Source organism: Marinibacterium sp. SX1 (assembly GCF_050389775.1).
Classification (GTDB): Bacteria; Pseudomonadota; Alphaproteobacteria; order Rhodobacterales; family Rhodobacteraceae; genus Marinibacterium.
Window position 1 is genome coordinate 3,407,801 of record NZ_CP177144.1, and the last position, 11,292, is coordinate 3,419,092.

The following is an 11,292-nucleotide window of genomic DNA, read 5'->3' on the forward strand; positions in this document are numbered from 1 at the left end:
ACCCTCCGGTTTGCCCGCCGCCCCGACGCCCCACCGACGGAAGCCCCCGCGCCCCTTCGTATCAGCCCTGACGGATGGACCACCCTCCGCGAGCAGACATGAAGGAGCCCGAAATGAAACCGCTGACAATCGCCCTGCTGGCCGCCGGCCTCACCCTTGGCAGCACCGTCGCGATGGCCCAACCTCAGGGCGGCCAGCCGCAACAGGCCTGCGGCAAGGGCCAACAGGCGCAATGCGGCCAACAGGGGCCGGACAAGGGGCACCAGCAACAACAGGGCAACCAGCAGCAACCCGGCAAACAGGCCCCCGGCCAGCAACAGCCGGACCAGCAACAGGGCCATGCCCAGGACAAGACGCCCCCGAAACAGCAACCCCAGCACCAGCACCAGCAGCAACAGGCCAAGGCCCCGCCGCAGCCGGCCAAACCGGCCCCGGCCCATTACGCCCCGGGCCAGAAGATCTCCGGCCCCGCCCCGATGGTGCGCGATCCGGGCCGTTACGGGCTGGTGCCCACGGGCCGCTACGTGACCCAGGGCGATTACGTCTATCGCATCGACCCGGACACCCAGAAGGTGCTCAACCTCGTCGGCGCCATCGCCGATATCCTCAACTGATCACCCGCCAGCCCCGGCGCGGGCGGAAACCGGCCGATCGCACCGGCCCCGCCCGCCCGCATTCCGCCCAATGGAACCCGACCGCGCATCCGGGGGTTGAGAGCTCAGGAAGGTCGCGCCACGCTGTGCGACGACGACCCAAGCGAAAGGCCACAACATGAAACCGATCCTGATCGCCCTGCTCGCCGGCTCGATGAGCCTGACCGCCGGGGCCGCGCTGGCCAACAACGGGAACGGCAAGGGCAACGGCCATGGCAACAGCCACAAGTCAAAGGGCAACGTGGTGCAGGTCACCCCGACCGCAAGCTGCCCGCCCGGGCTGGCCAAGAAAAACCCGCCCTGCGTGCCGCCGGGCCAGGCCAAGAAATACAACCCCGGCCAGTACATCAACGATTACACCTATATCCGGAATCCCGGCAATTACGGGCTGAACAACGGCTATTACGTGACCGCCGGGAATTATGTCTATCGCATCAACAAGGACACGCGCGAAGTGCTGAACCTTGTCGGTGCCGTGGCCGACATCCTGAACTGACGGACCGCCGGGTCATCGCCCGACGGACGGACCGCAAAACGCCGGGCCCGATGGGTCCGGCGTTTTGGCATGATCTGCCGGTCACAGTTTTAGGTCGAGATGGTCGGCCAGCTTGAAGCAATAGGTCCACCACTCGACAAGCTCCTCCCGGTTGGCCGGGTTGTCCCAATCGCCCGCATCCCAGCGGTCGTGCCAGAGGCTGCGCTTGGTGGTCGCCATGTCGCGCACATAGGCCGGCGAGCTGCGGCGCGTGGCCTCGGCCATCATCAAGGCCGAACCGGCAACATAGAGATCGATCATCTCGTTCTCGCCCGGCACAAAGCTCTGCTCGCCCAGCAGAAGATCGATGAGCACCGAACATTCCACGAGGCTTTCGTGCAGCGGCTGCCCCGCGCGCAAGGGCGCGGCCGGGGCCAGCGCGGCGAGGATGGCCAACAGGGCGGCAGGACGGGCAAGGACGGCAGGCAAGGCAAAAGCTCCGGTCGTGTGGTCACGCCGGAGCCTGGGGGATCATTCGGGCGGAAGTGCGGCGCCTATTCGGCGGCAACGCGCTTGGGGTTCAGCATGGGCTTGAGATACCGGCCGGTGTGGCTGGCCTCGACCTCTGCCACCTGTTCGGGCGTGCCCGTGGCCACCACCGTCCCGCCGCCATCGCCGCCTTCGGGGCCGATGTCGATCAGCCAGTCTGCGGTTTTCACCACGTCGAGATTGTGCTCGATCACCACGACCGTGTTCCCCTGGTCGACCAGTTCATGCAGCACTTCCAACAGCTTGCGCACGTCCTCGAAATGCAGACCCGTTGTCGGCTCGTCGAGGATGTAAAGCGTGCGCCCGGTGGATCGCTTGGACAGCTCCTTGGCCAGCTTGACCCGCTGTGCCTCGCCGCCCGACAGCGTCGTGGCCTGCTGGCCAACCTTGATATAGCCGAGACCCACGCGCATCAGCGCATCCATCTTGTCGCGGATCGACGGCACGGCCTGAAAGAAACCCTGGGCATCCTCGACGGTCATGTCGAGCACATCGGCGATGGACTTGCCCTTGAACGTGACCTCGAGCGTCTCGCGATTGTAGCGCGCGCCCTGGCAGGTTTCGCAGGTGACATAGACATCGGGGAGGAAGTGCATCTCGATCTTGATGACGCCGTCACCCTGGCAGGCCTCGCAGCGCCCACCCTTGACGTTGAAGCTGAACCGCCCGGGCTTGTAGCCCCGGGTCTTGGCCTCGGGCAGGCCGGCAAACCAGTCGCGAATGGGCGTAAAGGCCCCGGTATAGGTCGCCGGGTTCGACCGGGGGGTCCGGCCGATGGGCCGCTGGTCGATGTCGATGACCTTGTCGAGGTGTTCCAGCCCCTTGATCGTCTCGCAGGGCGCGGGCGTCTGGCGGGCCCCGTTCAGGCGCATCGAGGCGGTCTTGAACAGGGTTTCGATGGTCAGGGTCGATTTGCCCCCGCCCGACACGCCGGTGACGCAGACGAACTTGCCCAGCGGGAAATCGACGGTGACGTTTTGCAGGTTGTTGCCCGTGGCCTTGACCACGGTCAGCTTCTTCTTGCCCTTCTTCCCCTTGCGCCGTTCGGCGGGCACGGCGATCTCGCGCGTGCCGGCAAGGTATTGGCCGGTCACCGAATTCGGGTCGGCGGTGATTTCGGCGGGTGTGCCCTTGGCCACGACCTGGCCGCCATGCACGCCGGCACCGGGGCCGATGTCAAAGACGTAATCGGCCTCGCGAATGGCTTCCTCGTCATGTTCGACAACGATGACCGTGTTTCCCTGGTCCCGCAGGTTCTTGAGCGTCTGGAGCAGCCGGTCGTTGTCGCGCTGGTGCAGGCCGATCGACGGCTCGTCGAGCACGTAGAGCACGCCGGTCAGGCCCGACCCGATCTGGGAAGCCAGACGGATGCGCTGGCTTTCGCCGCCCGACAGGGTGCCGGCGTTGCGCGACAGCGTGAGGTATTCGAGGCCCACGTTGTTGAGGAACCCCAGCCGCTCGCGGATTTCCTTGAGGATGGCGCGGGCGATCTCGTTCTTCTGGGCGGTCAGGCTCTCGGGAACCGAAAGGGTCCAGTCATAGGCCTCGCGGATCGACATCTGGACAACCTGGCCGATGTGGAGGTCCGCAATCTTGACGGCCAGCGCTTCCTCGCGCAGGCGGTAGCCATGGCAGGTGCCGCAGGGGCGATTGTTCTGGTAGCGCTCGAATTCCTCGCGGATCCAGTTTGAATCGGTCTCGCGGTAGCGGCGTTCCATGTTGGGAATGACGCCTTCGAAGACCCGCTCAACCTGGTAGACCCGACCACCCTCGTCATAGCGGAACTGGATTTCCTCGTCGCCGGAGCCATGCAGAAAGACCTGCTGGACATGGGCCGGAAGGTCCTTCCAGCGGTCGTTCTTGTTGAACTCATAATGCTTGGCGATGGCTTCGATGGTCTGGAGGAAATAGGGCGACTTGCCCTTGCGCCAGGGGGCCAGGGCGCCATCGGCGATTTTCAGGGTGACATCGGGGACAACAAGCCGTTCGTCGAAGAAAAGCTCCATCCCCAGGCCGTCGCAATCCGGGCAGGCGCCGAAGGGGGCGTTGAAGGAAAACAGGCGCGGTTCGATTTCCGGGATGGTGAAGCCCGAGACCGGGCAGGCAAAATTCTCGGAAAAGGTGACGCGGACAGGCTCGTCCGTCTCTTGCGAGTCGGCCTCGCGGGCGGCGGGCGCGGTTTCCAGGATGGCGATACCACTGGCGAGGTCGAGCGCAGTGCGCAGGCTGTCCGCCAGCCGCTGTTCGATGCCCTCGCGCACGACGATGCGGTCGACGACCACGTCGATGTCATGGCGGAATTTCTTGTCCAGCGTGGGCGGCTCGTCGAGCTCGTAGAAGGTGCCGTCGACCTTGATCCGCTGGAACCCCTGCTTGCGCAGTTCCAGCATTTCCTTGCGGTACTCGCCCTTGCGGTCGCGCACGATGGGGGCCAGCAAGTAGGCGCGGGTGCCCTCCTCCATGGCCATGATGCGGTCGACCATGTCCTGGACCTGCTGCGCCTCGATGGGCAGGCCGGTGGTCGGGCTGTAGGGCGTGCCGGCACGGGCGAAGAGCAGGCGCAGGTAGTCGTAGATCTCGGTGACGGTGCCGACGGTCGACCGGGGGTTCTTGGACGTGGTCTTTTGCTCGATGGAAATCGCCGGGCTGAGGCCCGAGATGTGATCGACATCGGGCTTTTCCATCATGTCGAGGAACTGCCGGGCATAGGCCGAGAGCGATTCGACATAGCGGCGCTGGCCCTCGGCATAGATCGTGTCGAAGGCCAGCGACGATTTCCCCGAGCCGGACAGGCCGGTGATGACGACAAGCTCGTCACGGGGGATGTCCACGTCGATGGACTTCAGGTTGTGTTCACGCGCACCGCGGACTTCGATGAATTTCTGGTCAGGCATGGCAGGTCCCTCAATGGCGCAAAGGTAGGCGATCGCCGGGCCGGGGCCAAGCGGAAACTGAGAACAAAAGGTAAACTTCCGACAAGGCGCATCACCCTGCCCCCGGCCGCATCACCCCAGCGGGCCTTGGCCGATATAGGGCATCGCGGCGTGGGTGCCAGCCCCCGGCCTCAGGTCTTTTGCGCCAGGGCCCAGGCGCAGATCGGCATCTCGGGATCGTTGTCCAGCGAATCGCGGTCCGCGTCGTAATCGGGCGGCCATTTGCCTGGGTCCAGGTTGCGCAGGGCGGCGTTGCGATTGCCCCATTGATCGGCCTGGATGGCGTCTTCGGCAAAGCCGGCTTCGATCAGAAGGTTCTTCAGCCCGCGGGCGGACCAGCGCGAATTGTCCATCGGCGCGGCGTGGAACGGCACGAAGAAGGGCACGGCGACCCAGAAATGCCCGCCCTTGCGCAGCATCTTGCGCACGTTCTTCGTGGCGGCATAGGGCCGGTCGAGATGCTCCCAGACCTGGTTGGCCAGCACCAGGTCGACTTTCAGCGGCTGGCCATCCGGCGCATAAGGCCCGGCGCAGATGTCCCATTCGGGATAGAGGAACTGGCGATAGGACCGGAAGGCAAAGCTGCGCCCCCATTTGCCCGAGACTTCGGCCACGTCCAGCCGCTCGGGGCCCAGGGCCTTGATGAGCGCGCGGCTCGATTTCTGCATGACGACGCGATTGAGGCTGACCATGGCGGCAGGAAAACGCATCCGGCGGGGCGCGTCTACCCGGGCCATGCGCTGGCCCCGAGGTTGCGCCGGGTACTTGAGACCAAGAAGAAGACAAGGGCGCGCGCTCCTGTCTTCTTCTTGGTAAAAATACCGCCGCCGCAGGCGTTGCGCGCAGCGCAAATCTGCCGCATCCGCCAAAGCGCAGCGCCGGGCCTCTGTTCACCACGGCAGGACCGGCTAAGCTGTGGACGACACGACCCAGACGGAGCCCCGCCATGCCGACCCGCCGAGACCTTCTTGCCAGCGCACTTGCCGCCCTGCCCGCCCTTGCCTTGCCCGCCCTGGCGCGGGCCGATGGCAGTCGGCGGCTGGACAACGGGATGACCGAGATCACCGGCTTTCTCGACCGGGTCGAGGCTCGGGGCGACACCAATGTTCTGATTGTCACGGCCGGAGGCCAGGAATGGACGGTGGATTTCCCGACACCGCCAGCCAATGCCAATGACCAGCCGATCGGACTGGCGCTGCATCCGGGGATGGAGTTGACCGTTCAGGGGCACCAGGCGCAGGACACGGCCTGGCGGATGCGGGCGGCCCGGCTGATCATCGACGGGACGCCCTACGAGCTTTAGGATCCGCCCCGCCCCGGCCGCAGGATGGGCCGGGGCGGGCGCGAGCGATCAGAAGTGGATCGCCCGGCCGTAGGCGTCCAGCACGCTTTCGTGCATCATTTCCGACAGGGTCGGGTGCGGGAAGACCGTGTGCATCAGGTCTTCCTCGGTCGTTTCCAGCTGGCGGCCGACAACGTAGCCCTGGATCAGTTCCGTCACCTCGGCCCCGACCATGTGCGCCCCCAGCAGCTCGCCCGTTTTCGCATCGAAAACGGTCTTGATCATGCCTTCGGGCTCGCCCAGGGCAATGGCCTTGCCGTTGCCGATGAAGGGGAAGCGGCCGACCTTGATGTCGTAGCCCAGTTCCTTGGCCTTGGCCTCGGTATAGCCGACCGAAGCCACCTGGGGCTGGCAATAGGTGCAGCCGGCGATGGATTCGGGTTTGACCGGGTGCGGATGCTGGCCGGCGATCAGCTCGGCCACCATGACGCCTTCGTGGCTGGCCTTGTGGGCCAGCCAGGGCGCGCCGGCGATATCGCCGATGGCATAGACGCCCTCGACCCCGGTGCGGCAATATTCATCGGTCACCACATGGGTGCGGTCGACCTTGATGCCGGCGTCCTCCAGGCCCAGGCCTTCGACATTGCCGACGATGCCCACGGCCGAGATGACCGTGTCGAAATCGTGTTTCTCGACCTTGCCGCCGGTTTCGATATGGGCCGTGACCTTGCCCTTGGCCCGGTCGAGCTGCTTGACCATGGTCTTTTCCATGATCTTCATGCCCTGCTTGACGAATTGCTTCTTGGCGAAGGCCGAGATCTCGGCATCTTCGACCGGCAGGATCCGGTCCATCACTTCGACCACCGTCGTGTCGGCGCCCAGGGTGTTGTAGAAGCTGGCAAATTCGATGCCGATCGCTCCCGACCCGATGACCAGCAGCTTCTTGGGCATGCGCGGCGGCATCAGCGCGTGCTTGTAGGTCCAGACCAGGTCGCCATCGGCCTCGAGCCCGGGCAGTTCGCGGGCGCGGGCGCCGGTGGCCAGGATGATGTTGGCGGCCTTCAGGGTCTCGGTGCCCTTGTCGGTGGTCACGCTCACCTGGCCCTTTCCGGCCAGTTTCGCCTCGCCCATGATGGCGTCGACCTTGTTCTTCTTGATCAGGTGGGCCACGCCGCCGGACAGCTGCTTGGCCACCCCGCGCGAGCGCTTGATCACGGCGTCGATGTCATAGCCGATCTTGTCGGCCGACAGGCCAAAGTCCTTGGCCCGTTCCATCAGGTGGAAGACCTCGGCCGAGCGCAGCAGGGCCTTGGTCGGAATGCAGCCCCAGTTCAGGCAGATCCCGCCCATGTGCTCGCGTTCCACGATGGCCGTTTTCAGACCCAGCTGGGCGGCCCGGATGGCGGCGACATAGCCCCCCGGCCCGGCCCCGATTACGATGACGTCATAGGATTTCTCGGCCATGTCCTGTCCTCCTGACCCGGCGCCTGGAAATTAGTTTAGCGTTAAACTATTATTCCCGAGCCTTCAATGGCGCAGCCCACGACAATTGCGGCGCGGGCCGTCTTGACCCCGTCACAGTGGCGACGGATGCTGGTTTCGACAATGCCGGAGGTAAGCCAATGGGTAAAGTTCTCAAGGATCTGGTGCTGGCCTTGCTGAATGCGACGCTGATCCTCGTCGCGCTGTGCCTGTTCCTGGCGCTGCAGGTCAGCCGCAGCGCCGAACGGGTGGTCGAGCGGGCCTCGGACGCGGTGGCACGGATCGAGCCCGTGACGATCGAGCTGGAGGGGTTGCGCGAAGACGTGGCCGGGCTGCGCGGCGACCTGGACAGCCTGGCCACCGGGGCCACCGACCAGGCCGATGCGGCGCTGGCGGCGACGCGGGCGCGGCTGGACGAGATCCAGGGGCGGATCGACGGGATCGAGGCGCGGGTGGCCGAATTCGGAGAATTGCCGGAAAGCCTGTCGGGCGATCCGCGGCAGGACATGCTGGACCTGATGCGGCTGGGACTGCACATGATGCGCGGGGCGCTGACGGCCGGGACGGAGATACCCGACGGCGCCGGGACGCAGTAGCCTGCGGGAAGCGGCCGGCGGCGATATTCATTAGCCGCCTGGAGAGTGGCCGGGGCGGCGGGGCGAGCCCCGCCCTACACGCCCCGGAACAGCAGCAGGCAAAGGGCACCGGGGCGGCTGGGTGGCCGGCCCCGGGAGAGAAACTCAGCCTGCGGCCTGAAGCTCGCGCACGGTCTGGCCGTAGCCGCCGGCGCTGACATAGGCGTCTTCGTTCGCCGTGGTCGAGCGTTCGAGCGCCTCATTGCGATAGGGGAACCGGCCGAACTGGCGGATGACCTCGCGATGGGCGCGGGCATGCAGCAGGTTCGGCGCGCCGGTCTCGGGCATGCGATCGGCCATCAGCCGGACACAGCGTTCCTGGTCGCACAGGCTCTCGGAATGCATCAGCGGCAGGTAGAAGAACTGGCGCGCCGGTTCGTCGATCTTGAAATCCCAGCCCTTGTGAATGGCCACCTTGGCCGCGGCCAGCGCCGCGCGGTCGGTGGCAAAGGCCCGGCCATCGCCGCGGAACATGTTGCGCGGGAACTGGTCAGTCAGGATGATATAGGCCAGCGCCCCGCTGGGATAGGTCAGCCACAGCGAATACGACCCTTCCGAGGCCGCCTGCCAGGCCGCGCCGAACCGGTCGCGCACCTGCGCATCCAGAGCCTCGTCCTGCTTGTACCAGCCGTCTTCGCCGACTTCGTCCAGCCAGAAGGCCAGGACCTCTTCCGCACCCACCATCGCGATGTTCCTCCGTATTCGCGCTCACGGTTCCTAGAATCAGTTAACGACGTGCAGGGCCCGGCGAACAGTCACGATTTGCAACCTCGGTGACATATCGCCGGTTTCCGCTCGCCTCAGGCCGCCTGCTCGGGCTCGTCGCCGTCCTGCTCGGCCTCGATGACCATTTCCTGTGCAACTTCCATGGCCACCGGGGTCAGGGTCTGGGTCACGGCGGCATAGGCGCCGGTATCCTCAACCGGAACGGCCGGACGACGGGTCGACCGATAGGCCGCATAGGCCGCGACACACAGCAGAAGCGCGCCGATGAACAGGAAGAAGCCCGACGGCCCGACCACGTTGGGGCCCATCAGCCAGCCGGTGATCAGCGGCCCGGCAATCGCGCCCAGCCCGTTGATGAAGATCAGGCCGCCGGACGCGGCGGGCATGTCCTCGTATTCGATATGGTCGTTGGTATGGGCCAGCAGCAGCGAATAGAGCGGGTTGGTCATGCCACCGACGACAAAGGCCGCGCCCAGCAGGATCCAGAAGCCTTCGTCAGCCCACATGCCGACAATGGCCGCCACCCCGCCGATCAGGCCGGTGACCATGATCAGGAAGCGCCGGTCGATCCGGTCGGACATCCAGCCGATGGGATATTGCAGCAGCATGGCCCCGATGTAGAAGGTCGCCACGAAGGTCGAGATCTGCACCAGCGTCAGGCCGATCGCCGCGCCATAGACCGCGCTCATGCCGAAGAGCCCGGAATAGACCCCGCCCAGCAGAAAGATGCCGACACAGCCCAGCGGCGAGCTTTCGAAGAGCTGGCGCAGGGTCATCGGCTTTGAGGTTTCATAGGCCGGGGTCGGCGTGACCGACAGAAGGATCGGCGCGAAGGAGATCGACACCAGAACCGAGGCGATGATGAAGACCTCGAACCCCGCCGGATCGCCGATCAGCAGGGCAGCCTGGGCGCCGACGATGCCCAGGGTCTGGACGATCATGTAAAGCGACAGGGCCTGGCCGCGGTTCTCGTTGGTCGACTGGTTGTTCAGCCAGCTTTCGGCGGTGACGTAGACGCCCGAGAAACAAAAGCCCACGATGCAGCGGCCGATCGTCCAGGCGATGGGATTGGTGAAGATCGGATAGGGGTAGAGGATCATCACCGCCGAGATCAGCGAGGCCAGCGCGGCAAAGACCCGCACGTGGCCGACCCGGCGGATCATCTCGGGAGCCAGCCGCGACCCGCCGAGGAAACCGACGAAATACCCGGCCATGACAAAGGACATCTCAAGCGTCGAAAAGCTCTCGATGCCGCCGCGCACGCCCAGCAGGGTGGATTGGATGCCGTTGCCGACCATCAGAAGCATCATGCCGAGCATCAGCGCCCAAGTGCTGGAAAGAACCTGCATCATCTGCGGATCTCCTTCGTCATTCGTTCCGTCCTGCCCGGTCTGGGCGATTCGCCCCCGTCACGTCGGGGTCAGACGCGACCGGGGTCAGGTCGCTTTTGACGCATGTGTGGGCGCCGGGATCAACAGCGAGGCATCGCCATAGGAAAAGAAGCGGTATTTCGCAGCCAGGGCATGGGCATAGACCGCGCGGATCTCGTCGACCCCCAACAGCGCCGAGACCAGCATCATCAGCGTCGATTTCGGCAGGTGGAAATTGGTCATCAGCGCATCGGTCACGTTGAAGCGGAAACCGGGGTGGATGAAGATGTCGGTCTCGCCCTGCCAGGGCGCGATGGCCCCGGTCTCGCGGGCGGCGGTCTCGATCAGGCGCAGGGCGGTGGTGCCGACGGGAATGACCCGGCCGCCGGCGGCCCGGGTGGCGGCGATCTCGGCCGCGGCCTGGTCCGAGACACGGCCCCATTCGGCATGCATCTTGTGATCTCGGATATCGTCCACCTTGACCGGCAGGAAGGTGCCGGCGCCCACATGCAGGGTGACGCGGGTGAAGTCCACGCCCCGGGCGGCCAGGGCCTGCATCAACGCATCGTCGAAATGCAGCGAGGCCGTGGGCGCGGCAACGGCGCCGGAATGTTCGGCCCAGATGGTCTGGTAATCCTCGCGGTCGCGGGCATCGGCCGGCCGGCGGGCAGCGATGTAGGGCGGCAGGGGCATGGCCCCGGCACGGGCCAGCGCGGCATCGAAATCGTCCCCGACGAGGCCAAAGCGCAGGTGCCCCTGGCCATCGGCCACGCCCTCCAGCACGGCCGTCAGCCCGGCGCCGAAATCGACGGTCTCACCCTGTTTGAGCTTCTTGAGCGGCTTGATCAGCGCGGCCCAGGTGCCATCGGCCCGCGGGCCCAGCAGCGTGGCCTCGATCCGGGCCTCGGTCGGGCCCTGGGCGGTGTCGCGGCGGCGCAGGCCCGACAGGCGCGCGGGAATGACCCGGGTATCGTTCAGCACCAGCCGGTCGCCCGGGCGCAGCATGTCGGGCAGATCGAAGACACGGGCATCGCGGATGTCCCGGCCCTCGGCCACCAGCAGACGTGCCGAAGACCGCGGCCGGGCGGGCCGCGTGGCAATCAGGTCGTCGGGCAGGTCGAAATCGAAATCGCTGAGTTTCATGGCCGCGCCCCATGCGCGGGATCGGCGGGAATTGCAATCCCCCA

The 11,292-nt window shown here is 65.9% G+C and carries 11 protein-coding genes; 4 read left to right on the forward strand and 7 right to left on the reverse strand.

Annotation, left to right across the window (positions count from 1 at the left end; genetic code table 11):
- Nucleotides 1-113: 113 nt before the first annotated feature.
- Both ACK3BB_RS15390 and ACK3BB_RS15395 read left to right on the forward strand, forming a co-directional pair.
- Entirely contained in the window at nucleotides 114-614 is a 501-nt protein-coding gene (locus tag ACK3BB_RS15390; RefSeq protein WP_428925522.1) for a hypothetical protein, read from the forward strand.
- Nucleotides 615-771: 157 nt separating this feature from the next.
- Complete coding sequence (locus tag ACK3BB_RS15395; RefSeq protein ID WP_428925523.1) at nucleotides 772-1,149, forward strand: hypothetical protein; 378 nt, start codon at nucleotides 772-774, stop codon at nucleotides 1,147-1,149.
- Between the two features lie 81 nt (nucleotides 1,150-1,230).
- Here the strand turns inward: ACK3BB_RS15395 and ACK3BB_RS15400 are convergent, their stop codons facing one another.
- The 3 genes from ACK3BB_RS15400 to ACK3BB_RS15410 all read right to left on the reverse strand — a co-directional run bounded on the left by ACK3BB_RS15400 (nucleotide 1,231) and on the right by ACK3BB_RS15410 (nucleotide 5,302).
- Nucleotides 1,231-1,617, reverse strand: a complete 387-nt coding sequence (locus tag ACK3BB_RS15400) for a hypothetical protein (RefSeq protein WP_428925524.1) — start codon at nucleotides 1,615-1,617, stop codon at nucleotides 1,231-1,233.
- 65 nt (nucleotides 1,618-1,682) lie between these two features.
- Nucleotides 1,683-4,571, reverse strand: coding sequence for an excinuclease ABC subunit UvrA (gene uvrA / locus ACK3BB_RS15405; RefSeq protein ID WP_428925525.1), 2,889 nt, complete (start codon nucleotides 4,569-4,571; stop codon nucleotides 1,683-1,685).
- Between the two features lie 170 nt (nucleotides 4,572-4,741).
- Nucleotides 4,742-5,302, reverse strand: coding sequence for a methyltransferase domain-containing protein (locus ACK3BB_RS15410; RefSeq protein WP_428928748.1), 561 nt, complete (start codon nucleotides 5,300-5,302; stop codon nucleotides 4,742-4,744).
- Between the two features lie 254 nt (nucleotides 5,303-5,556).
- Between ACK3BB_RS15410 and ACK3BB_RS15415 the strand changes: the two genes are divergently transcribed.
- Nucleotides 5,557-5,913 (forward strand): hypothetical protein, encoded by a 357-nt coding sequence (locus ACK3BB_RS15415; RefSeq protein ID WP_428925526.1) that lies wholly within the window; start codon nucleotides 5,557-5,559, stop codon nucleotides 5,911-5,913.
- Nucleotides 5,914-5,961: 48 nt separating this feature from the next.
- On the opposite strand, the gene lpdA is transcribed toward ACK3BB_RS15415, so the two are convergent.
- Entirely contained in the window at nucleotides 5,962-7,356 is a 1,395-nt protein-coding gene (gene lpdA / locus ACK3BB_RS15420) for a dihydrolipoyl dehydrogenase (protein ID WP_428925527.1), read from the reverse strand.
- A gap of 158 nt (nucleotides 7,357-7,514) precedes the next feature.
- Between lpdA and ACK3BB_RS15425 the strand changes: the two genes are divergently transcribed.
- The gene (locus tag ACK3BB_RS15425) at nucleotides 7,515-7,970 is read left to right on the forward strand and encodes a hypothetical protein (protein ID WP_428925528.1); all 456 of its coding nucleotides are present in this window, start codon (nucleotides 7,515-7,517) and stop codon (nucleotides 7,968-7,970) included.
- A 144-nt stretch (nucleotides 7,971-8,114) separates the two neighbouring features.
- On the opposite strand, the gene ACK3BB_RS15430 is transcribed toward ACK3BB_RS15425, so the two are convergent.
- From ACK3BB_RS15430 to queA, 3 genes are all read right to left on the reverse strand, one after another.
- Entirely contained in the window at nucleotides 8,115-8,693 is a 579-nt protein-coding gene (locus tag ACK3BB_RS15430) for a DUF924 family protein (protein WP_428925529.1), read from the reverse strand.
- Nucleotides 8,694-8,809: 116 nt separating this feature from the next.
- Entirely contained in the window at nucleotides 8,810-10,087 is a 1,278-nt protein-coding gene (locus ACK3BB_RS15435; RefSeq protein ID WP_428925530.1) for an MFS transporter, read from the reverse strand.
- Nucleotides 10,088-10,171: 84 nt separating this feature from the next.
- Nucleotides 10,172-11,248, reverse strand: a complete 1,077-nt coding sequence (gene queA, locus ACK3BB_RS15440) for a tRNA preQ1(34) S-adenosylmethionine ribosyltransferase-isomerase QueA (RefSeq protein WP_428925531.1) — start codon at nucleotides 11,246-11,248, stop codon at nucleotides 10,172-10,174.
- Between the last annotated feature and the right edge of the window lie 44 nt (nucleotides 11,249-11,292).